Source organism: Kosakonia pseudosacchari (genome assembly GCF_900184035.1).
Classification (GTDB): Bacteria; Pseudomonadota; Gammaproteobacteria; order Enterobacterales; family Enterobacteriaceae; genus Kosakonia; species Kosakonia pseudosacchari.
This window is the reverse complement of the sequence record NZ_FXWP01000017.1, coordinates 21,984-43,170: the sequence shown is the minus strand read 5'-3', so window position 1 is coordinate 43,170 and position 21,187 is coordinate 21,984. Positions and strand designations below refer to the sequence as shown.

The 21,187-nt window shown below is 54.6% G+C and carries 22 protein-coding genes; 12 read left to right on the top strand and 10 right to left on the bottom strand.

Translation table 11 applies throughout. The features are described 5' to 3' along the window. Positions 1–57 precede the first annotated feature (57 nt). From dam to trpS, 4 genes are read left to right on the top strand one after another with little or no spacing between them, the layout of a single operon-like run. Positions 58–879, top strand: a complete 822-nt coding sequence (gene dam, locus BN2591_RS14920) for an adenine-specific DNA-methyltransferase (protein ID WP_086872690.1) — start codon at positions 58–60, stop codon at positions 877–879. A gap of 51 nt (positions 880–930) precedes the next feature. Further along, on the top strand, positions 931–1,608 hold the full coding sequence (gene rpe, locus BN2591_RS14915) for a ribulose-phosphate 3-epimerase (protein WP_086872688.1): 678 nt from the start codon (positions 931–933) through the stop codon (positions 1,606–1,608). Then, positions 1,601–2,359: a phosphoglycolate phosphatase gene (gph, locus tag BN2591_RS14910; protein ID WP_086872686.1), complete on the top strand. Its 759-nt coding sequence runs from the start codon at positions 1,601–1,603 to the stop codon at positions 2,357–2,359. Before rpe ends, gph begins: the two co-directional genes overlap by 8 nt. After that, complete coding sequence (gene trpS / locus BN2591_RS14905) at positions 2,352–3,356, top strand: tryptophan--tRNA ligase (RefSeq protein ID WP_086872684.1); 1,005 nt, start codon at positions 2,352–2,354, stop codon at positions 3,354–3,356. The genes gph and trpS overlap by 8 nt, the downstream gene beginning before the upstream one ends. A gap of 109 nt (positions 3,357–3,465) precedes the next feature. Here the strand turns inward: trpS and cysG are convergent, their stop codons facing one another. The 4 genes from cysG to nirB form a co-directional block, all read right to left on the bottom strand. Further along, the gene (cysG, locus tag BN2591_RS14900) at positions 3,466–4,830 is read right to left on the bottom strand and encodes a siroheme synthase CysG (protein WP_086872683.1); all 1,365 of its coding nucleotides are present in this window, start codon (positions 4,828–4,830) and stop codon (positions 3,466–3,468) included. A 17-nt stretch (positions 4,831–4,847) separates the two neighbouring features. After that, the gene (gene nirC, locus BN2591_RS14895; RefSeq protein WP_086872681.1) at positions 4,848–5,657 is read right to left on the bottom strand and encodes a nitrite transporter NirC; all 810 of its coding nucleotides are present in this window, start codon (positions 5,655–5,657) and stop codon (positions 4,848–4,850) included. 98 nt (positions 5,658–5,755) lie between these two features. Next, positions 5,756–6,082 (bottom strand): nitrite reductase small subunit NirD, encoded by a 327-nt coding sequence (gene nirD / locus BN2591_RS14890; RefSeq protein WP_017459861.1) that lies wholly within the window; start codon positions 6,080–6,082, stop codon positions 5,756–5,758. Continuing rightward, positions 6,079–8,622, bottom strand: coding sequence for a nitrite reductase large subunit NirB (nirB, locus tag BN2591_RS14885; RefSeq protein WP_086872679.1), 2,544 nt, complete (start codon positions 8,620–8,622; stop codon positions 6,079–6,081). Before nirB ends, nirD begins: the two co-directional genes overlap by 4 nt. A gap of 240 nt (positions 8,623–8,862) precedes the next feature. On the opposite strand from nirB, the gene BN2591_RS14875 reads away from it, so the two are divergent. The 6 genes from BN2591_RS14875 (at position 8,863) to argD (ending at position 13,652) form a co-directional block, all read left to right on the top strand. Then, positions 8,863–10,164 carry a cytosine deaminase gene (locus BN2591_RS14875; protein ID WP_086872675.1) on the top strand — a complete coding sequence of 434 codons (1,302 nt, stop codon included), beginning with the start codon at positions 8,863–8,865 and terminating at the stop codon, positions 10,162–10,164. 144 nt (positions 10,165–10,308) lie between these two features. Next, positions 10,309–10,881: a peptidylprolyl isomerase A gene (gene ppiA, locus BN2591_RS14870; protein WP_086872673.1), complete on the top strand. Its 573-nt coding sequence runs from the start codon at positions 10,309–10,311 to the stop codon at positions 10,879–10,881. Between the two features lie 105 nt (positions 10,882–10,986). Next, positions 10,987–11,157, top strand: a complete 171-nt coding sequence (locus BN2591_RS14865; RefSeq protein ID WP_017459865.1) for a YhfG family protein — start codon at positions 10,987–10,989, stop codon at positions 11,155–11,157. After that, entirely contained in the window at positions 11,147–11,749 is a 603-nt protein-coding gene (locus BN2591_RS14860; RefSeq protein ID WP_086872671.1) for a putative adenosine monophosphate-protein transferase Fic, read from the top strand. Before BN2591_RS14865 ends, BN2591_RS14860 begins: the two co-directional genes overlap by 11 nt. 31 nt (positions 11,750–11,780) lie before the next feature. Continuing rightward, positions 11,781–12,344, top strand: a complete 564-nt coding sequence (pabA, locus tag BN2591_RS14855; RefSeq protein ID WP_086872669.1) for an aminodeoxychorismate synthase component 2 — start codon at positions 11,781–11,783, stop codon at positions 12,342–12,344. Positions 12,345–12,431: 87 nt separating this feature from the next. After that, entirely contained in the window at positions 12,432–13,652 is a 1,221-nt protein-coding gene (gene argD / locus BN2591_RS14850) for a bifunctional acetylornithine/succinyldiaminopimelate transaminase (protein WP_086872667.1), read from the top strand. On the opposite strand, the gene BN2591_RS14845 is transcribed toward argD, so the two are convergent. Next, entirely contained in the window at positions 13,642–15,720 is a 2,079-nt protein-coding gene (locus tag BN2591_RS14845; protein ID WP_086872665.1) for a YccS/YhfK family putative transporter, read from the bottom strand. The genes argD and BN2591_RS14845 overlap by 11 nt on opposite strands. 46 nt (positions 15,721–15,766) lie before the next feature. After that, on the bottom strand, positions 15,767–16,399 hold the full coding sequence (gene crp, locus BN2591_RS14840) for a cAMP-activated global transcriptional regulator CRP (protein WP_000242758.1): 633 nt from the start codon (positions 16,397–16,399) through the stop codon (positions 15,767–15,769). A 304-nt stretch (positions 16,400–16,703) separates the two neighbouring features. Between crp and BN2591_RS14835 the strand changes: the two genes are divergently transcribed. Further along, a complete protein-coding gene (locus tag BN2591_RS14835) occupies positions 16,704–17,108 on the top strand; it encodes an OsmC family protein (protein WP_086872663.1) in 405 nt (134 codons plus the stop codon). A gap of 42 nt (positions 17,109–17,150) precedes the next feature. On the opposite strand, the gene BN2591_RS14830 is transcribed toward BN2591_RS14835, so the two are convergent. The 4 genes from BN2591_RS14830 to BN2591_RS14815 form a co-directional block, all read right to left on the bottom strand. After that, positions 17,151–18,020, bottom strand: coding sequence for a phosphoribulokinase (locus tag BN2591_RS14830; protein ID WP_017459871.1), 870 nt, complete (start codon positions 18,018–18,020; stop codon positions 17,151–17,153). A gap of 54 nt (positions 18,021–18,074) precedes the next feature. Continuing rightward, entirely contained in the window at positions 18,075–18,293 is a 219-nt protein-coding gene (locus tag BN2591_RS14825) for a YheU family protein (RefSeq protein ID WP_017459872.1), read from the bottom strand. Further along, positions 18,290–19,309 (bottom strand): hydrolase, encoded by a 1,020-nt coding sequence (locus BN2591_RS14820; protein ID WP_086872661.1) that lies wholly within the window; start codon positions 19,307–19,309, stop codon positions 18,290–18,292. Before BN2591_RS14820 ends, BN2591_RS14825 begins: the two co-directional genes overlap by 4 nt. 91 nt (positions 19,310–19,400) lie before the next feature. Beyond that, entirely contained in the window at positions 19,401–20,120 is a 720-nt protein-coding gene (locus BN2591_RS14815) for an NUDIX hydrolase (protein ID WP_086872660.1), read from the bottom strand. Between the two features lie 195 nt (positions 20,121–20,315). On the opposite strand from BN2591_RS14815, the gene prs reads away from it, so the two are divergent. Then, positions 20,316–21,176, top strand: a complete 861-nt coding sequence (gene prs, locus BN2591_RS14810) for a ribose-phosphate diphosphokinase (protein WP_086872659.1) — start codon at positions 20,316–20,318, stop codon at positions 21,174–21,176. Positions 21,177–21,187: the final 11 nt, after the last annotated feature.

Below are 21,187 nucleotides of genomic sequence, written 5' to 3'. Positions count from 1 at the left end.
GCAGGATGCTGTCGGAGCTTTCTCCACAGCCGGAGAGAGTGTAAGTAATCAGTCAGCATGAAAAAGAATCGCGCTTTTTTGAAATGGGCAGGGGGGAAATACCCCCTGCTGGACGATATCGGAAGGCATCTGCCGCAGGGTGAATGCCTTATCGAGCCGTTCGTCGGCGCGGGTTCGGTGTTTCTCAACACGTCGTTCTCCCGCTATATCCTCGCTGATATCAACAGCGACTTGATTAGCCTCTATAACATCGTTAAAGACCAGCCTGACGAGTATGTGCGCCAGGCACGGGCGTTGTTCGCGCCTGAGACGAATCAGTCTGCGGTTTATTACCAGCTGCGCGAAGAGTTTAACCAGTGCCAGGAGCCTTTCCGGCGCGCGCTGCTGTTTTTATACCTCAATCGCCATGGCTACAACGGCCTGTGCCGCTATAATTTGCGCGGTGAATTCAACGTGCCGTTCGGCCGTTATAAGAAACCCTATTTCCCGGAAGCGGAGTTGTACCACTTCGCCGAAAAAGCGCAGAATGCCTTTTTTTACTGCGAATCTTACGCAGATAGCATGGCGCGCGCTGACGAGAACTCCGTGGTCTACTGCGATCCGCCTTACGCCCCGCTGTCGGCGACGGCCAATTTTACGGCGTATCACACCAACAGTTTCAGTCTTGAGCAGCAGGCGCATTTGGCGGCGATTGCCGAAAGTCTGGTGCAAAACCGGATCCCGGTATTGATTTCCAACCACGATACGCTGTTAACGCGTGAGTGGTACAGTCAGGCAAAATTGCACGTGGTAAAAGTGCGGCGCAGTATCAGCAGTAACGGTGGTACACGTAAAAAGGTGGATGAGCTGCTGGCGCTCTATCGCCCGGCTCCGCGATAATTCGCATTCACCGCGCTGCCTGCCGAACCCTACTTTCTCAAGGAGATGCGGATGAAACAGTATTTGATTGCCCCCTCGATTTTGTCGGCTGATTTTGCTCGCCTGGGCGAAGATACCGCCGCCGTACTGGCTGCGGGCGGTGATGTGGTGCATTTCGACGTAATGGATAACCATTACGTGCCGAATTTGACCATTGGCCCGATGGTGCTCAAAGCGCTGCGCAATTATGGCATCACCGCGCCTATAGATGTTCATCTGATGGTGAAACCGGTTGATCGGCTGATCCCGGATTTCGCCGCCGCTGGCGCCAGCATTATCACCTTTCATCCCGAAGCGTCCGAACACGTTGATCGCTCCCTGCAGCTCATCAAAGAACATGGCTGTAAAGCGGGGCTGGTGTTTAACCCGGCAACACCGCTCAGCTACCTGGATTATGTGATGGACAAACTGGACGTGATCCTGCTGATGTCGGTAAACCCCGGTTTTGGCGGCCAGTCTTTTATTCCACACACGCTGGATAAGCTGCGTGAAGTGCGTCGTCGCATTGATGCCTCAGGCTTTGATATCCGTCTCGAAGTCGACGGCGGCGTTAAGGTGAGCAACATCGGCGATATCGCTGCAGCGGGCGCGGATATGTTTGTCGCGGGTTCGGCGATTTTCGATAAACCGGATTACAAACAGGTTATTGATGAAATGCGTAATGAACTGGCAAAGGTAAGTCATGAATAAAATGCAGTCGATTCAGGGTATTGCTTTTGATCTCGACGGTACGCTGGTGGATAGCGCGCCGGGTCTGACCGCTGCGGTGGACAGCGCGCTGTATGCCCTTGAGCTGCCGCAAGCGGGCGAAGCGCGCGTAGTGACATGGATTGGTAACGGCGCGGATGTGTTGATGGAGCGGGCGTTTAACTGGGCTCGCCAGGAGCGCACCAGCCAGCGCGCGGCGCAGGGCAAACCTGACGTTGATAACGACATTCCGCAGGAAGAGCAGATACGCATGCTGCGTAAGCTGTTCAACCGTTATTACGAAGAGACCGTGGAAGAAGGCAGTTTTCTGTTCCCGGACGTGGAACAGACGCTGACGGCTCTGCATGCCAAAGGCTTGCCACTGGCGCTGGTGACCAATAAGCCGACACCGTTCGTGGCACCGCTGCTGGAGGCGCTGGGCATTGCGCAATACTTCACGTTTGTGGTCGGCGGCGATGATGTGGTGAACAAAAAGCCGCACCCGGAACCGTTGCTTCTGGTGTGCAAAAAGCTCAATATTCAACCTCATGAATTGCTCTTCGTGGGTGATTCGCGTAATGACATCCTGGCCGCTAAGGCGGCAGGTAGCGCTTCTGTTGGTCTGACCTACGGGTATAACTACGGCGAAGCGATTACCGCCAGCGAGCCGGATTACGTGTTCGATCACTTCAAAGATTTACTGCCCGCACTCGGGCTTTCGCACAGTGAAAATCAGGAAATGAAAAATGACTAAGCCCATCGTCTTTAGTGGCGCACAGCCCTCAGGTGAATTAACCATTGGCAACTATATGGGTGCGCTGCGTCAGTGGGTGAACATGCAGGACGACTATCACTGTATCTACTGCATCGTTGACCAGCACGCGATTACCGTGCGCCAGGATCCGCAAGCGCTGCGCAAGGCGACGCTGGACACGCTGGCACTTTACCTGGCGTGCGGCATCGATCCGCAAAAAAGCACTATCTTCGTTCAGTCCCATGTGCCAGAGCATGCGCAGCTTGGCTGGGCGCTGAACTGCTACACCTATTTCGGTGAACTGAGCCGCATGACCCAGTTCAAAGACAAATCCGCACGCTATGCGGAAAACATCAACGCCGGTCTGTTTGATTACCCGGTGCTGATGGCGGCAGACATTCTGCTGTACCAAACCAACCAGGTGCCGGTGGGTGAAGACCAGAAACAGCATCTGGAGCTGAGCCGCGATATCGCCCAGCGTTTCAACGCGATTTATGGCGATATCTTCAAAGTGCCTGAGCCGTTCATTCCGAAATCCGGCGCGCGCGTGATGTCGCTGCTGGAGCCGACCAAGAAGATGTCCAAATCGGACGATAACCGCAACAACGTTATCGGCCTGCTGGAAGATCCGAAATCGGTGGTGAAAAAAATCAAACGCGCCGTTACCGACTCCGACGAGCCGCCAGTAGTGCGTTACGACATCGCCAACAAAGCGGGCGTCTCTAACCTGCTGGATATTCTCTCTGCGGTAACCGGGCAGAGTATTGCGGAGCTGGAACAGCACTTTGAAGGCAAAATGTACGGCCATCTGAAAGGCGAAGTGGCGGATGCCGTCTCCGGCATGCTGACCGAGCTGCAAGAGCGTTATCATCGCTATCGCAATGATGAAGCCTTCCTGCAACAGGTGATGAAAGACGGCGCGGAAAAAGCCAGCGCGCGTGCGTCGGAAACCCTGAAGAAAGTCTACGAAGCGATTGGTTTCGTCGCTAAACCGTAATCGCAGACCTTAAAAGCGCTTTATCGCTGAACGTCGTCTTAAACCCTCAGCCAGCCTGGGGGTTTTTAGACAATAAAAAGGGCAGGTTTTACCTGCCCTTTTTCTGTTTTTAGAACCATTTGAGCTTATCGCGCAGCCCCACCACGCGACCAACAATGATCAGCGCCGGGCTTTGCACCTGCTGTGCCAGTTCGCCCAACTGCGACAACGCGCCACTGACGACTTTCTGCTGCACCGAGGTGCCGTTTTCCACCAGCGCCACCGACATATCCGCCTGCATTCCATGCGCTATGAGTTGTGCCTGAATCGTTGCCGCCTGATTCAGTCCCATATAGAACACCAGCGTTTGCTTTTCCGCAGCCAGATTGGCCCAGTCCAGCTCGCCACCGGTTTTCAGGTGGCCAGTCACCAGCCGCACGCTTTGCGCATAATCGCGATGGGTTAGCGGAATGCCGGAGTAAGCTGAACAGCCTGATGCCGCCGTAATTCCCGGCACCACCGAAAAAGGAATGCCTGCGTGGCAGAGCGTTTCCAGCTCTTCACCGCCGCGCCCGAAAATAAACGGATCGCCGCCCTTGAGCCGGACAACGCGTTTACCGCTTTGCGCTTCGCGCAGCAGGATCTGGTTGATCTCCTCCTGCGGCACGCAGTGATAGCCCGCGCGTTTGCCAACAAATACCCGGTCAGCGTCGCGGCGCACCAGATTCATAATCTCATCGGAAACCAGCCGGTCGTAAACCACCACATCGGCTTGCTGGATCTGCTGCAAACCTTTTAAGGTCAGCAGCCCGGCGTCGCCAGGCCCCGCGCCAACCAGCACCACTTCACCACGGTTATCCAGCGGTTCAGCCAGCAGCTGTTCGGTCATTTTCTCCACGGCAGCTGTATCCTCGTTCGCCAGCGATTGCGCCAGTCGGTCATTGACGAACAATTTTTCCCAGAAACGACGGCGCTCACTCATACTGGCGAACTGCTTTTTGACCCGGCTGCGTAACGTGCCCGCGAAATGAGCGATATGACCAAGATGCTGCGGCAGCAGTGATTCCAGTTTTTCACGCAGCAAACGCGCCAGCACCGGCGATGTGCCACCGGAAGAGACCGCTACCATCAACGGTGAGCGGTCAATGATTGACGGCATGATAAAACTTGCCTGTTTGGGCGCGTCCACAACGTTGCAGAAGATTCGGCGCTGCTCTGCCGCATCGCTGACACGCTGATTTACTGCTTCGTCGTCCGTTGCGGCAATCGCCAGCCAGCACGCGTCTAACAGCGTTTCGCTAAATTCGCCTTCAACCAGCGTCAACATGCCTTCTTCAGCCCACACGGTGAACTGAGGAACAAAGGTGAGCGCGTTGACGGTAAGCCGTGCACCCGCATCCATTAACAGCCGGGCTTTACGTTCTGCGACATCGCCACCACCGACAAGCAGGCACTGGCGATCGCGTAGCTGGCAAAAAATTGGCAAATGGTCCACGACATTACCTCATCATTTTAGTTATTCGCTGTAGCCTGGCTTGCCACGCGGGTGACCGCAGAAGGACGCTCAGATTTTGGCGTAGCATACCAGTAACCTAACCCCATAAATACCGCGCCAGAGAAGGTATTGCCAAGCGTTACCCACAACAGGTTATGCCCAATCCCGGAGAGGGTATACGCCTCGCTGTGATGGCCGAACCAGGAGAGCGCAAAGAGCGTCATATTGGCGATGGAGTGTTCGTAACCCGAGGCGATAAACGCCAGCAGGCACCACCAGATAGCGAGGAATTTCGCTGCGCCTTCGGTACGGATTGCCATCCAGATAGCCAGGCACACCAGCCAGTTACACAGCGTGCCCTTAAAAAACAGCACCGTTGCTGGCGCACTGGTTTTGGCCAGCGCGACCGCGTGCACCAGGCTCGTATCTACGGGTAATAAACTGCCGCCGCCCCAGTTGTAAAGCAGCGCGACAAACACTGAGCCGAGCAAATTACCGAGCCAGGTTTGCGGCAAAATAGACCACATTTGCCCGTGGCGAATAGTGCCCGCTTTGACGCCCAGCGTCAGAAACATGGTGTGGCCGGTAAAAAGCTCAGAACCGGCGATAATCACCAGCGTTAAGGCAATGCCAAAGGTTGCGCCCATCACCAGCGGGCGCAACGCCGGATCAAGCAGGTTGCCGAGCGTGAAAATCAGGATAATGCCGAGGCCAACATAAGCGCCCGCCATGGCGGAACTTATCCAGAAACCCAGCGGATTTTGTGCAGAGAGGCGAGCGATACGCGCAGCGTTAGCCGCGCACTTATTAATCGTGTCGGTAAACATAATGTTGATTATCCAAAGTTAAAAAGAAAATGTTTAAAAGGAAAAAAAATGAAAACGAAAAAGTGAAACAGCGGGGACATTGCGCCCCCGCAGGGGTATTACGCTTTAATTTGTACTTCGCCGTCTTTCACGCGCGCATCGAAATGCGCGACAGAGCGGCTTTCATCTTCCATGCATACGCCGTCGCGCAGGCGGAAGCGCTGTTTTTTCAGCGGGCTGGCAACCCACAACTCGCCCTGATGTTCAGCGATAAGACCGCGAGACAGCACGCTGGACTCAAAAAACGGGTCGATGTTGCTGATGGCATACACCTGGTCATCATGGCGCGGGCGAAAAATCGCGACTTGCTGACCTTTCACCAACGCGCATACGCCGGTCGCAGGGATGATGTCATCGATGTTGCAGACGGTGTTCCACTGGCTCATGCGTTTTCCTCCACTAACACCACCGGGATACGTTCATACGGCGTTGCCGGGCGATGTTGCGCACGCTCTGGCACTACCTGCACGTTCGGATCGCGGCGGTCGCTGTTGATAAAGTGTTTGAAGCGAAGCTGCGCGGAAGGCGTGTTCACCGTCTCTGTCCACTCGCAGACCACCGCTTCACGCAGGCGGGTCATCTCTTCTTCAAGCTGCGCGTCAAAGCCCAGTTTGTCGTCGATAATCACGCTCTTCAGGTAGTCGATGCCGCCTTCCATGCTGTCGAGCCAGGAGGCGGTACGCGTCAGCTTGTCGGCGGTACGGATGTAGAACATCATAAAGCGATCGAGATAGTGCAGCAGGGTTTCGCGATCGAGATCCGCCGCCAGCAGATCCGCATGGCGCGGTTTCATGCCGCCGTTACCGCACACATACAGGTTCCAGCCTTTTTCCGTGGCGATAATCCCCACGTCTTTACCCTGCGCTTCGGCGCATTCGCGGGTACAGCCAGAGACGCCGAACTTCATTTTGTGCGGAGTACGGATGCCTTTGTAGCGGTTTTCCAGCTCAACGCCGAAGCCCACGCTGTCGCCGACACCGTAACGGCACCAGGTCGAACCGACACAGGTTTTCGCCATACGCAGCGCTTTGGCGTAGGCATGGCCAGTTTCAAAGCCCGCGTTAATCAACTGACGCCAGATTTCCGGCAGATCGTCTTTTTGCGCGCCGAACAGGCCGATACGCTGAGAACCGGTGATTTTGGTGTAGAGATTGAATTCACGGGCGATACGGCCCACTTCCATCAGCCCTTCCGGGGTGATTTCGCCGCCTGCGGAGCGCGGGATCACGGAATAGGTGCCATCTTTCTGAATATTGGCGAGGAAGTTGTCGTTGGTATCCTGCAACGGCGTGTGCTGCGGTTTCAGGATGTACTCATTCCAGCAGGACGCCAGCAGGGAACCGACGGTCGGTTTACACACTTCGCAACCATAACCTTTGCCATATTTTGCCAGCAGTTCGTCGAAAGATTTGATGCCTTCGACGCGGATCAGGTGATACAGCTCCTGGCGAGAGTAAGCAAAATGTTCACACAGATTGTTGGTCACTTCGATGCCCTGTTTCGCCAGTTCAGCGTTCAGCACCTGCGTCACCAGCGGGATACAACCGCCGCAGCCAGTGCCGGCTTTGGTCTCGGCTTTCAGCGCGGCAACGGTGTGACAGCCTTTGTTAATCGCGGCAATCAGGTCACCTTTGGTGACGTCGAAGCAGGAGCAGATCTGCGCGCTGTCCGGCAGCTTATCCACGCCGATAGAGGGTTTACCGCCGGCCGCATGGGCCGGCAGGATCAGCGCGTCCGGATTCTCCGGCAGCTCGATGGCGTTCAGCACCAGTTGCAGCAGGTTGCCGAAATCGCTGGTATCGCCCACCAGCACAGCGCCGAGCAGGGTTTTGTTATCCGGGCTGACAATCAGGCGTTTGTAGACTTCTTTGCTTTCGTCGAGATAGACATAGCTACGCGCGCCTGGCGTGCGGCCATGGGCGTCGCCGATCCCACCAACATCGACGCCGAGCAGTTTCAGTTTGGCGCTGAGGTCTGCACCTTCAAAGGCGTTGGCGGTGCCGAGGATATGATCCACCGCCACCTGCGCCATTTTGTAACCCGGCGCGACCAGACCATACACGCGATTATTCCAGCTGGCGCACTCGCCGATGGCATAGATATCAGGATCGGAGGTCTGGCAGCTATCGTTGATCATAATGCCGCCGCGCTGCGCTACGTCCAGGCCGCACTGGGTCGCCAGTTTGTCACGCGGGCGAATACCGGTGGAGAAGACGATAAAGTCGACTTCCAGCTCGCTACCGTCGGCGAAACGCATGGTTTTACGCGCTTCAGTGCCTTCCTGCACAATCTCTTTGGTGTTTTTGCTGGTGTGCACGCGCACGCCCATGCTTTCGATTTTGCGCTTCAGTTGCTCGCCGCCCATCTGGTCGAGCTGTTCTGCCATCAGCATTGGCGCAAATTCAATGACGTGTGTTTCCACGCCTAAGTTTTTCAGCGCGCCGGCCGCTTCCAGCCCGAGCAAGCCACCACCGACTACCGCCCCGCGGCGGCTACGACGTGCGCAGGATTCAATGGCGTTCAAATCTTCAATAGTGCGATAAACGAAGCAGTCTTGTGTTTCGGAACCTTTGATCGGTGGGATCCATGGATAGGAACCGGTAGACATAATCAATTTGTCGTAATAAACCGTGCGTCCGGCGCTGGAGTGGATCACTTTTTCCTGACGGTTGATGGTGATAGCGCGCTCGCCGACCAGCACTTTTACGCCGTGTTTCTCGTAAAAGCCTTCGCGAACCAGCGACAGCTCTTCAGCCGTATGATGGGAAAAATAGGAAGAGAGGTGGACGCGGTCGTAGGCTTTACGCGGCTCCTCACAGAAGACGGTAATATCGAACTGGTTGGCGTCGGCTTTATCGAGGAGATCCTCAATAAAGCGGTGGCCGACCATGCCGTTACCGATAATAGCGAGTTTGACTTTGCTCATTTTTGCCTCGATTTCTTTTCTACTACCACCCACCTTAACGATTCAGCTACCCGGCTTATTGATGTGCATCAAATACATCTTCACATACCACTTAATGGGTAGATATTTGATTTTTATTGGTTTTTATAAGTCGCGGATAACACTGGCTTTTATGGTTTGCAGAATTTGTGTACAAAAAAAGAGGGTTTTTGCACGCGCGTCTGATACAAATTATCTGAAGGAAACAGAGGGAGTCACACTATGTCGGCAGCACCGGTTTGGTTAGTTCAGAATGTGCATTTACCCGATCGCGAAGGGTTATGGCAAATCGCGATTGAGAATGGTCGTTTCGGTGAAATTACCCCGATGAATGAAACACACAGCGACAGCCTGGAAGTATTGAACGCGCACGGTGGGCTGGCGCTACCGCCGTTTGTCGAACCGCATATTCACCTCGATACCACGCAAACGGCCGGAGAGCCGAACTGGAACCAATCCGGCACGCTGTTTGAAGGCATTGAGCGCTGGGCAGAACGCAAGGCGCTGCTGAGCCATGAAGATGTCAAAGCGCGCGCCTGGCAAACATTGAAATGGCAAATGGCGAACGGCGTGCAGCATGTGCGAACTCATGTTGATGTTTCCGACCCCAGCCTGACGGCGCTGAAAGCCATGCTGGAAGTAAAAAAAGAGGCCGCACCGTGGGTTGATCTGCAAATCGTCGCTTTCCCGCAGGAAGGCATTCTCTCCTATCCCAACGGTGCTGCATTACTGGAAGAGGCGCTCCAGCTTGGCGCAGATGTGGTTGGCGCGATCCCGCACTTTGAATTTACCCGCGAATATGGTGTTGAATCGCTGCATATTGCTTTTGCACTGGCGCAAAAATATGACCGTCCGTTGGATATTCACTGTGATGAAATTGACGATGAGCAGTCGCGCTTTATCGAAACCGTTGCCGCGCTGGCGCTGAAGATGGGCATCGGCCCGCGCGTCACCGCCAGCCATACCACGGCGATGCACTCTTACAATGGCGCGTACACCTCGCGGTTGTTCCGCCTGTTAAAGCTTTCCGGCATCAACTTTGTCGCTAACCCGCTGGTAAACATTCACTTGCAGGGGCGCTTTGACGATTATCCCAAGCGCCGGGGGATCACGCGGGTGAAAGAGTTGCTGGCGGCGGGGATCAATGTCTGCTTTGGCCATGACGATGTGTTTGATCCCTGGTATCCGCTCGGCACGGGGAATATGTTGCAGGTGCTGCATATGGGGCTGCATGTTTGCCAGTTGATGGGCTACCAGCAAATTAATGATGGGCTGCGTCTTATCACCCATAACAGCGCCAGAACGTTTGGTTTAACGCAGTACGGTATTGCAACGGGTAACCCGGCGAACATGGTTATTTTGCCCGTTGAGAGTGGTTTTGATGCGGTGCGCTGCCAGTCGCCGGTACGCTGGTCGATTCGACAAGGGCGAATCATCGCCAGCACGCAACCCGCACAAAGCTGGATTCAGATGGATAACGGCGGCGAAGCGGTGCTTTTTAGCCGCTATCGTTCAGGTATGTAGCCCTGGAAATGGCGGGTTGTGAGCGGTCTGGCGTTACATCTGTTACTAAATACGTAAAATTAAGTAAAAGGCTGGCCTGCTGGCTGACTGCTCTTTAGAATCAAGCCACTCGCTTTCTTTACTGCTCTTCGTTAAGGAAACCTTATGGTTAAATCGACTCTGGCGGCTGTTGCGGCTGTGTTTGCCCTTTCTGCTTTCTCTTCTGCTGCCTTCGCGGCAAAAGGCGATCCCCATGTTCTGCTCACCACTTCCGCCGGTAACATTGAACTGGAGCTGAACAACCAGAAAGCCCCTGTGTCGGTGAAAAACTTCCTTGATTACGTAAATAACGGTTTCTATAACAACACCACGTTTCATCGTGTGATCCCGGGATTTATGGTGCAGGGCGGTGGTTTCAACGAGCAGATGCAGCAAAAGCAGCCTAACCCGCCGATCAAAAACGAAGCTGACAATGGCTTGCGTAACACGCGTGGCACCATTGCGATGGCGCGCACCGCCGATAAAGACAGCGCAACCAGCCAGTTCTTTATTAACGTTGCTGACAACGCCTTTCTCGATCATGGCCAGCGCGACTTTGGTTATGCGGTGTTTGGTAAAGTGGTGAAAGGCATGGATATCGCCGACAAAATCTCCCAGGTACCGACGCACGATGTGGGGCCTTACCAGAATGTCCCGTCAAAACCAGTCGTTATCCTCTCCGCGAAAGTGCTGCCGTAAGTTTCCCCCGCACGGGGTGTTCACCCCGTGCTTCTTGAGCTTCCCTGCGTAACCTGTGATTTCTGCTTATAATTTGGGCACCGACACGTGAAACAGGGAGGCGCTATGGCCAAAAAACTCACCGACCGGCAAAAATCCCGTCTCTGGGAACAGCAGCGCAATGCCAATTTTCAGGCCAGCCGACGGCTGGAAAATGTCGACAGCGAACTGGTGACGCTAAGTAGCGCGGAAGCCGATGCGCGCCTTGAAGAACTGCGGAGGCACTATGAGCGATAAATTCGGCGACGGGCGCGATCCGTATCTCTATCCTGGCCTGAATGTGATGCGCAATGAACTGGGGCTTCGCCAGGCGCAGAAGCTGGAGCAGGCGGCTTATCAGTTCACCGCCTTACGCGCCGCCACACTCGATCTTGGCCCGATGGTGCGCGGTCTTCCTCATTTATGCGCCATTCACCACCATCTTTATCAGGACGTGTTCGACTGGGCCGGGCAGATCCGTGAAGTGGATATTTACGAAGGCGACACCCGGTTTTGCCACTTCGAGTATATCGAGAAAGAGGGCAATGCCCTGATGCAGCAACTGGAAGATGAAGAGTGGCTGTGCGGGCTGGAAAAAACAGCGTTTATTGAGCGGCTGGCGCACTACTATTGTGAAATCAACGTGCTGCATCCGTTCCGCCTTGGCAATGGCATCGCTCAGCGCATCTTCTTCGAGCAGTTGGCGCTGCACGCGGGTTTTTCGCTCGACTGGCGCGGCATCGATCCTGACGAGTGGCGCAACGCAAACCAGGCGGGCGCAATGGGTGACTTAGCGCCGCTTTGCGCCATCTTCAGCAAAGTGGTGAGCGAAGCGGTCGAAAGCGAGTAAACTAGCGCGGTTTCCGACACCAGAGGCCGCTATGATCCTGCTTATCGACAATTACGACTCCTTTACCTGGAACCTGTATCAATATTTTTGTGAGCTGGGGGCAAGCGTAGAGGTACGGCGTAACGATGAGATAGGGCTTGCGGATATTGCCGCGCTGGCACCGGAAAAAATCGTTATTTCGCCCGGTCCCTGCACGCCGGATGAGTCCGGCGTTTCGCTGGCGGTTATCCGGCATTACGCGGGGACATTGCCCATTCTTGGCGTTTGTCTTGGTCATCAGGCGATTGCGCAGGTTTTTGGCGCGACTATCGTTCGTGCGGCAAAAGTGATGCACGGTAAGACATCGCCCATCACCCATAACGGCACTGGCGTATTTTGCGGGCTTAATAATCCGTTAACCGTCACCCGTTACCATTCCCTGATTATCGATCCGCCTACGTTACCGGCGTGTTTTGAGGTTACCGCCTGGAGTGAAACGGGCGAGATCATGGGCATTCGCCACCGTCAGTGGGATCTGGAAGGGGTGCAATTTCACCCGGAAAGTATCCTGAGCGAGCAAGGACATCAGTTACTGAAAAACTTCCTCGAACGCTGATTTGTGGTTGCCATTAACTGATTTTTTATGCATATTTCGTGATTATATTTTCATAATCAATGCGACATAAAACGGGATGGGCAAGCCATGGCAACTCAGCAAGACGCGGTAACGCGTGCAAACTTCGATGACGTTATTCTGCCAATTTACGCACCGGCCGAGTTTATCCCGGTAAAGGGTAAAGGCAGCCGGGTGTGGGATCAGCAGGGTAAAGAGTACGTTGATTTTGCAGGTGGAATTGCGGTTACTGCGCTAGGGCACTGCCATCCGGCGCTGGTGGAGACGCTGAAAACGCAGGGCGAAACGCTGTGGCACACCAGCAATGTTTTTACCAACGAGCCTGCTCTGCGCCTGGCGCGTAAACTGATTGACGCCACGTTTGCCGAGCGTGTGGTGTTTATGAACTCCGGTACTGAAGCCAACGAAACGGCATTCAAGCTGGCGCGTTTTTATGCATCTACACGCCACAGCCCCTACAAAACAAAAATCATCGCCTTCCATAATGCCTTCCATGGGCGTTCGCTGTTTACCGTAAGCGTGGGCGGTCAGCCGAAGTATTCCGATGGCTTTGGCCCGAAACCGGCGGACATCATTCATGTGCCGTTTAACGATCTGCACGCGGTGAAAGCGGTGATGGACGATCACACTTGCGCGGTAGTGGTAGAGCCTATTCAGGGCGAAGGCGGCGTCACTGCCGCCACGCCGGATTTCCTGAAAGGTTTGCGCGAGCTGTGCGATCAGCACAACGCCCTGCTGGTGTTCGACGAAGTGCAGTGCGGCATGGGGCGCAGCGGAGAGTTGTTTGCTTATATGCACTATGGCGTGACGCCGGATATTCTGACCAGCGCCAAAGCGCTTGGCGGCGGTTTCCCTATCAGCGCTATGCTGACCACGCATGACATAGCGAGTGTTTTCCATGCCGGTTCACACGGCTCCACCTACGGCGGCAACCCGCTGGCCTGCGCCGTCGCTGGAACCGCATTCGACATTATCAACACGCCGGAAGTGCTCAGCGGCGTGAATGAAAAACGTCAGCTGTTCGTTAAGCATTTGCAGCAAATCGGCGAGAAATTCGACCTGTTTAGCGATATTCGCGGCATGGGTCTGCTGATTGGCGCCGAGCTTAAACCGCACTATAAAGGCCGCGCGCGCGATTTCCTCTACGCTGCTGCCGATGAGGGCGTCATGGTGCTGAACGCCGGCCCGGACGTCATGCGTTTTGTGCCTTCGCTGATTATTGACGCGCAGGATATTGAAGAAGGGATGAAGCGCTTCGCGGATGCGGTGGCGAAAGTGGTCAACGGTTGAGGCGGCGGTTCAGCCAAATGCCGTGATGCGGGCGCTGACGCCATGCTACCGACGAAATGGTGTGCATGGTGTTCAGATGCCCGATAACCCGTTGTAAATGCTGCTCCAGCGTGCTCATCGGCCCGTGCGTTAATGTTTCCGGGGCTTCGAGAATATTCACATCGCCGGATTCTCCCGGCCCGTCATACTCCAGCCGCTGCTGGCAGCGCTGCAAGGCTATTTCGCAGGATTGCAAATAACGTTGCGCCAGTTCCGGCGTCAACATCGTATGTTCGCGCGCCAGTGTCGTCATTGCATTGATATGCTCAACGATAAACTGACTGTGCGTTACCCACAGTTTCATATCTTCCAGATAACGCGTATTGAATCCCGGTTCCTGCATCGCCTGGTTTAGCGAGTTGAACAGGGCGTTATGTGCCTGGTTTACGCGCATACGCTGCCAGGCAAGCGGCGTTGGCTGTGGATTATCGCTCAGGATCAGGCGAATCGCTTCCTGATCTGTTTCCAGCGCATCGTGCGCATTCTGTCGCAGTAAGCCACTTTGCCACTGCGGCCACAGCCAGACCATGCCGCCGAAAGCGATCAGGCAACCAATCAACGTATCAATAAGCCGGGCGACAATAAACTGCTCACCATTTAGCGTCAGCAACTGCAAGGTGTAGACGGCGGTAATGGTAAAACCCACCATCGCCCAGCCGTAGTTTTTCCGAATAATGAGATAACTGACCAGCGTAATCATCAGCATTGCGGCCAGCGTAAAACCGAGGGGAACATGAAAGTGCAATGTAGCTCCGGCAATCACCAGCCCCGCAATGGTGCCCGCCGCCCGGTGGACAATGCGAACGCGCGTTGCGCCATAACCGTTTTGCGTAACAAACATCACCGTCATCATGATCCAGTAGGGTTTCGGTAAATGCAGGGCGCTGCCCATCAGGCTGGCGATGCTGAGCATGACGCTTATCCGTGCGGCATTACGCAGCGCCGCAGATTTCAGTGATAAATAGCTTTTCAGCGCCGGGAAAAGGGGCAAGCGGCGCTGCTTTTCCGCCATCAGATCGCGGGCATAGAGCGGGCGTTGAGTGCGCAAGACGCGCGCGATACGGCTAAAATGCCAGGCGCAGAACTGACCGACCGGGTTATCCGGATGCTGGCGGGCAATTTTTTCCAGCGCGCCTATCTGCTTATCCATGTTGAAGCGCGTGGGATAGCGGTGATAGAGAATGTCGTCTGCCAGCACACGTAAGCGAGCGGCGACAGTTTGCGCGTTCCAGCGGATCACCTGTTCGGCGTGGGTTTGTTCCACCAGTTTCTGCACCTCTTCCGGTTGGTGTAAACTCACCGAAATGTGCTCTTGCAGATCCAGCCCCACCTGGAAAACCCGCAGTAGCCGTTTGTAATCGTTGTGTTTATTGGCTGCCAGCATATGCAGTTGCTGGTAGCACTGGCTTATCATATCCACCGCTTTTTGCTGACGGGCAAGCAACGGCGGCAGGGCTTTTTCCGGGTCGGCGTGCTGCGTCAGCAGGCTGTATTTCGCTTCGCAGTAATCTGCCAGTTGCCGGTAGAGCAGGCTGAGGGATTCGCGCAGCGGTTGCTCGCGCCACATCCAGAACCAGAACCAGTTGAACAGCCCATACCACAATGTGCCCAGCGCATAGATAAGCAGCGGTTCCCATACCGGCATGTTGCCGGCAAGGCTGAGGGTAAAAATAGCGGCAATCAGTGAAGCGGGAAGCAGGCGGCCATGCAGCGCACTGATTTCGGCGGTCACGCCTAAAACCAGCGTCAGCCCGGTGAGGATCAGCGGCAGCGGGAGATCTTTCGCCAGCAATAATTGCACCATCAGGCTGCTGCCTGCAAACAAGGTTCCGCCAATGATCAGGCGTTTGAAAAAACGTTTATGCGGCGTATCAAGCCCGGCAATGTTGCAGCAGGCGGGAACGAGGGAAAACAGCAGACCTTGTTGCAGGTGACCAACGAGAAGGCCAATCGCCACAGGCAAACATAACACCAGCGTTTGTCGCAGTGCGTAGTTGATTTCGGGGTGATAAATCAGCCTGCGCCACATGAGGGAAGAAAAACGACGCAGCGCGTAAGCTGCGCCGTTTTACAGATTAACGCGTTCCGTATACGACGATGGTTTTACCATGGGCGGAGATCAGGTTCTGATCTTCGAGCATTTTGAGAATGCGGCCCACTGTTTCACGGGAACAACCGACGATCTGACCAATTTCCTGGCGAGTAATTTTAATTTGCATGCCGTCCGGATGGGTCATTGCGTCTGGCTGTTTCGCCAGGTTTAACAGCGTTTGCGCGATACGGCCGGTTACGTCCAGGAAGGCGAGGTTACCCACTTTTTCTGAAGTGACCTGCAGGCGACGCGCCATTTGCGAGGAAAGACGCATCAGGATATCCGGGTTAACCTGGATTAACTGACGGAATTTTTTGTACGAGATTTCAGCCACTTCACAAGCCGTTTTAGCGCGTACCCATGCACTGCGCTCCTGACCCTCTTCGAACAGGCCCAGTTCACCGATAAAATCTCCCTGGTTCAGGTAGGAGAGGATCATCTCTTTACCCTCTTCATCCTTGATCAGCACTGCCACTGAGCCTTTAACGATGTAATACAGCGTTTCCGCTTTTTCACCCTGGTGAATCAGCGTGCTCTTCGACGGGTACTTATGAATGTGGCAATGAGACAAGAACCATTCAAGCGTCGGGTCTGTTTGTGGTTTGCCAAGCACCATGCGCGATTATCCTCTGTTATAAGCTGTCTCAGACACAGGATGAGCCCCTACGTCTGGGGTTGCAATCTAAGCTTCCCGCATCCAGGGAAGTGGACCGTCAGCGTCATCTGCGGTCTCTAAAGTATGATGTCATGCATACATGCGTAACATCCATTTATCTCTGTAGCATCCAGAGTGTTTTAGCATAGCTTTTACCGCCTGTCTCCTGGTGTCTCGCTTCAGCATGACGCAGGTCGCCTTCCGTTGCGAGTTTTGTTATGTACGCGTAATCTGTAAAGAAAATTGCTACTCCGGAGTGAAGAAAATGCAGGCACGTGTGAAATGGGTTGAAGGGTTAACGTTCCTCGGTGAGTCCGCCTCGGGCCACCAAATCCTGATGGACGGTAACTCCGGCGACAAAGCACCAAGCCCGATGGAAATGGTGTTGATGGCGGCGGGCGGATGTAGCGCCATCGATGTGGTTTCTATTTTGCAAAAAGGGCGTCATGACGTGACCGACTGCGAAGTGAAGCTGACTTCAGAGCGTCGCGAAGAAGCGCCGCGCCTGTTTACCCACATCAATTTGCACTTTATCGTCACCGGTAAAGCGCTGAAGGACGCGGCGGTTTCCCGTGCGGTGGATTTATCCGCAGAGAAGTATTGCTCGGTGGCGTTGATGCTCGAAAAAGCGGTGAACATCACCCACTCTTACGAAGTTATCGAAGCCTGATGCGAAAAGCCCGGCAGCGTGTTGCTTACCGGGCTTTCTGCATTATTTGATCTTTTTGCCTTCCATCAGCCGTTGCACCAGCGGCGTCATAATCAACTCCATCGCCAGCCCCATTTTTCCGCCAGGCACCACCAGCGTATCCATATGCGAAATAAACGAGCCTTGCAGCATCGCCAGCAACCACGGGTAATCAATCCCTTCCAGGTTACGGAAGTGGATCACCACGAAACTTTCGTCCAGTGAGGGAATGCCTTTCGCGGCGAACGGATTAGACGTATCCACCGTAGGTACACGCTGGAAGTTAATGTGCGTACGGGAAAACTGCGGCGTAATAAAATTGATGTAATCCTCCATCGAACGCACGACAGAATCCATTACCGCTTCACGCGAATGCCCGCGCTCGCTGGTATCGCGGACAAGTTTTTGAATCCACTCCAGGTTAACAATTGGCACCACGCCCACCAGCAAATCCACATGACGCGCGACATCGTTTTGCGGCGTCACCACGCCGCCGTGCAACCCTTCATAAAACAGCACATCGGTCGGTTCCGGCAACGGTTGCCACGGCGTAAACGTGCCCGGCACCTGGTTCCAGGGCACAGCTTCATCGTAGGTATGCAGGTATTTGCGCGCCTGGCCTTTGCCGGTTTGGCCATATTCGCTAAACGTCTGTTCCAGCAGACCAAAATCATTGGCTTCCGGGCCAAAATAGCTGATGTGTCGGCCAAGATCGCGCGCCTTACGGATAGCCATATCCATTTCCGGGCGGGTATAGCGATGGAAGCTGTCACCTTCCACTTCTGCCGCGTGCATATTGAGCTGGGCGAAGATCTTACGAAAGGCGAGGCTGGTGGTGGTGGTTCCCGCGCCGCTGGAGCCTGTAACGGCGATAACCGGATGTTTGGCGGACATAGCAACTCCCTGAATTAACGATTATTTCAGTATAGCCAGCCGCCATGTAATTGTTCAGTCGTGGAACTGCCCGCGCGGCATGATGTTGACCGTCTCGTGCAGTTCCGACCACACCAGTACGGCTTCGCCGCGTTGCAGTTGCCGTTTAACGTCGGCGACCTTTTGCTCAAGTGAACGTTCATGTTCACCATAATCAGTGCCTTCGCGCAAGACAAAGCTCTCAATCAGATTGTCCAGCGTCTGTGCATCAATCTCTTGCCAGGGAATAATCATCGTCTTTCCAGATAAGCGGATAACCAGTCAGGAATGCGTTTTTCCAGCCACATCTCCGGGCGGCGCAGCGTACCGCCGACAAACCCGACGTGTCCGCCGTGTTCCGTCAACTGATACTGAATATTGGCGGGCAACTGCCCGACATCCGGGATCACATTGTTGTCCATAAACGGATCGTCTTTCGCGTGGATAATCAGCGTTGGTTTACGAATATCCGGCAACACCGGCATTGCGCTGCAGCGGCGATAGTAATCCAGCGCGTCGGCGAAACCGTGGATTTTCGCGGTGATCAGATCGTCGAATTCGCGAATACGGCGCAGCTTACGCAGCGCAGGCAACGTGGTTGGCAGCGAACCTGGATAAGCGCGTAATTTGCGCGCGGCGTTCGCTTTCAGCAAATTCAACAAGTAGCGCTGATAAACGCGGGAAAATCCCTTATCCATATGATAACTACAGGCTTCCAGCACCAGCGGCGCGGAAACAATCACCGCCGCGTCGACGGGCAAACTCTCATCGGCTTTTGCCAATAAACAGCCGAGCATATTTCCGCCGAGCGAGTAACCCACCGCTGCGGTTGGTGCTGGACCAAACTCTTTACGCAGCCAGTGCAAAAACCAGGTGCCATCTTCGGTTTCGCCGGAGTGATAAATACGGTTCAGACGGTTAGGAATGCCGCTACAGCCGCGAAAATGCATCACCACGCCAAGCCAGCCGCGCTGCTTCGCCGCATGCACCAGACCGTGCGCGTAAGGGCTGTGCAGGCTGCCCTCCAGACCATGAAACACCACCAGCCGCGGTTTATGTTTCGCCTGATTCGGCTCTTCGCTCCAGGCCAAATCGACAAAGTCTCCATCCGGCAGCTCAAGGCGCTGCCACCAGGGTTCAAACTGCAAACGGCGACGAATGAGCCGCGGCAGCATGGTCTGCAAATGCGGGTTACGCACGCCGCGCATCGGGCGAAAGTCATGCGTATCATCTGCAATTTGCGAAAGTTGTGAAGGTGTGATTTCAGCCATAACACAGAAAAATAGAGTAGATATTGGGACAACTATAACCGCGTAAGGGCATTCCGTTTGTTCATTTTACGGGAATTAGCTCGATCGGGCATTAATCTGTTAACAAATTCCGCGAAAACAGATGGATGTCGACGCCCGGTTTGCGCCGCCATAAACGCGCTTTACGCGCGCCGGTCGCCACGCTTTCGCCGGTCTCTTCAAACATGCCAGAGGCTTCAAAGCGGCGAATCAAACTTTTACGCTGAATAGGCTGACCCAGGATTATCTCCGTCGCTTCCTGCAATTGTGCCTGGGTAAACGTATCGGGCAAACAGTAAACCGGCAGGAGCGAGTACATGGTTTTCTGCCGCAGCCGATGCAGTGCCGCCTGAATTATCGCCCGGTGATCAAAAGCCAGTTCCATGGTATCCAGCTCGCTGACCGGCACCCATTTCGCATCGCTAACGCTTGTAATATGCGGCGCGCAGGAGACCCATGAAATCAGCGCAAACCAGGCGATAGTCAGGCTCCAGCCGCGCGGATCGCGCTGCGGGCCGGAAAAGGTGTCCAATTGTTCCAGCCATGATGGGGAAACGCCGGTTTTTTCCGTCAGTTTGCGCAGCGCCGTGGCGCGCGTGGATTCATCCTGCGCCATATCGATAAACCCGCCGGGCAATCCCCAGCGCCCTTGTTGCGGCTGGCTGGCTCGCTGAACCAATAACACGCAAAGCACCTGCTGATGCACCGTAAACAGCACGCTGTCCACCGTCACCAGCGGTGAGGGGAAACGGCTGGCATCATAAGATTTCAGATACTCTGCTTCACTGTTCATCGCTTGCTTGCTCCTTTTTACACGTCACAAGTTTATCAGCCTGCCCTGGTGCGGCAAGTTAACTTTTATCTACTTAATTTTCATATAGTTAATCATTTATTTCCGGAATGATTAAAAAAATGCTTGCCTGATAAGTGTCTTATAGACAATATTAATTATGTCCAAGGGACACTAATTGTTGAGGCGAGGTGAAAGATGGCGAGCAGAATCGAATTATTTATTGATAACGAGCAAGTTGCACTGAGCCATGGCGTCTTTCCGGACGGCGCCGTCTGGCTCAAAGTGACCGGCAAACTTCCTTCCTTCGCCCGGCAGATGCGGGTGCGTGTTGCCGCGATGCGCGATATGAACGACTTTATGCTGCTGGCACAACTGGTGGACGCCGTTCGTCATGCCGCCGATATCACGGTGAGTCACCTGGAACTGGCATGGTTACCGTGGGCGCGTCAGGACAGGCATATGGTGCCCGGCGACAGCTTCGCGCTGAAAGTTTTCGCAAACCTTCTCAATACACTCAATTTCAACAAAGTTTTTGTGCTCGACCCGCACAGCGACGCCGCTGCCGCAGCCATCAATAACTGCGTGGTCATCGCGCAGGAAAGCTGCTTGATGCAGAGCGAAACCCTGCGTCGCGCCATTGGCAATCGCGAGCTGATGCTGGTTGCGCCGGATGCCGGTGCGCTGAAGAAAATTCATAACGTGGCAAAAGCCAGTGGCGCGCAGGAGTACGCCATCCTCACAAAAGAGCGTGATGTCGCAACCGGAAACCTGACGAGTTTTGCGCTGGTGGCCGGAGACGTCGCGGGCAAAGACCTGCTGATCGTCGATGACCTTTGCGATGCAGGTGGCACATTTATTGGTTCAGCCCAGGTGCTGCGCGATGCCGGTGCCCGCAGCGTCAGCCTGTATGTCACGCACGGCGTCTTTTCCAAAGGGGTTGAGAACCTGCTGAATAACGGTATCGACGCGATTTACACCACCACATCCTTCACCTCGCCTGCGCTTACTGATCCGCGAGTTGAACTGATCGACATTGACGCTATTTTCCGCGCCTGAGGGAGACAACA

Bases quoted from the DNA above. Each gene is read 5' to 3' on its own strand.
- dam (WP_086872690.1), top strand. From the start codon at position 58: ATGAAAAAGAATCGCGCTTTTTTGAAATGGGCAGGGGGGAAATACCCC.
- rpe (WP_086872688.1), top strand. From the start codon at position 931: ATGAAACAGTATTTGATTGCCCCCTCGATTTTGTCGGCTGATTTTGCT.
- gph (WP_086872686.1), top strand. From the start codon at position 1,601: ATGAATAAAATGCAGTCGATTCAGGGTATTGCTTTTGATCTCGACGGT.
- trpS (WP_086872684.1), top strand. From the start codon at position 2,352: ATGACTAAGCCCATCGTCTTTAGTGGCGCACAGCCCTCAGGTGAATTA.
- nirC (WP_086872681.1), bottom strand. From the start codon at position 5,657: ATGTTTACCGACACGATTAATAAGTGCGCGGCTAACGCTGCGCGTATC.
- nirD (WP_017459861.1), bottom strand. From the start codon at position 6,082: ATGAGCCAGTGGAACACCGTCTGCAACATCGATGACATCATCCCTGCG.
- nirB (WP_086872679.1), bottom strand. From the start codon at position 8,622: ATGAGCAAAGTCAAACTCGCTATTATCGGTAACGGCATGGTCGGCCAC.
- BN2591_RS14875 (WP_086872675.1), top strand. From the start codon at position 8,863: ATGTCGGCAGCACCGGTTTGGTTAGTTCAGAATGTGCATTTACCCGAT.
- ppiA (WP_086872673.1), top strand. From the start codon at position 10,309: ATGGTTAAATCGACTCTGGCGGCTGTTGCGGCTGTGTTTGCCCTTTCT.
- BN2591_RS14865 (WP_017459865.1), top strand. From the start codon at position 10,987: ATGGCCAAAAAACTCACCGACCGGCAAAAATCCCGTCTCTGGGAACAG.
- BN2591_RS14860 (WP_086872671.1), top strand. From the start codon at position 11,147: ATGAGCGATAAATTCGGCGACGGGCGCGATCCGTATCTCTATCCTGGC.
- pabA (WP_086872669.1), top strand. From the start codon at position 11,781: ATGATCCTGCTTATCGACAATTACGACTCCTTTACCTGGAACCTGTAT.
- argD (WP_086872667.1), top strand. From the start codon at position 12,432: ATGGCAACTCAGCAAGACGCGGTAACGCGTGCAAACTTCGATGACGTT.
- BN2591_RS14845 (WP_086872665.1), bottom strand. From the start codon at position 15,720: ATGTGGCGCAGGCTGATTTATCACCCCGAAATCAACTACGCACTGCGA.
- crp (WP_000242758.1), bottom strand. From the start codon at position 16,399: ATGGTGCTTGGCAAACCACAAACAGACCCGACGCTTGAATGGTTCTTG.
- BN2591_RS14835 (WP_086872663.1), top strand. From the start codon at position 16,704: ATGCAGGCACGTGTGAAATGGGTTGAAGGGTTAACGTTCCTCGGTGAG.
- BN2591_RS14830 (WP_017459871.1), bottom strand. From the start codon at position 18,020: ATGTCCGCCAAACATCCGGTTATCGCCGTTACAGGCTCCAGCGGCGCG.
- BN2591_RS14825 (WP_017459872.1), bottom strand. From the start codon at position 18,293: ATGATTATTCCCTGGCAAGAGATTGATGCACAGACGCTGGACAATCTG.
- BN2591_RS14820 (WP_086872661.1), bottom strand. From the start codon at position 19,309: ATGGCTGAAATCACACCTTCACAACTTTCGCAAATTGCAGATGATACG.
- BN2591_RS14815 (WP_086872660.1), bottom strand. From the start codon at position 20,120: ATGAACAGTGAAGCAGAGTATCTGAAATCTTATGATGCCAGCCGTTTC.
- prs (WP_086872659.1), top strand. From the start codon at position 20,316: ATGGCGAGCAGAATCGAATTATTTATTGATAACGAGCAAGTTGCACTG.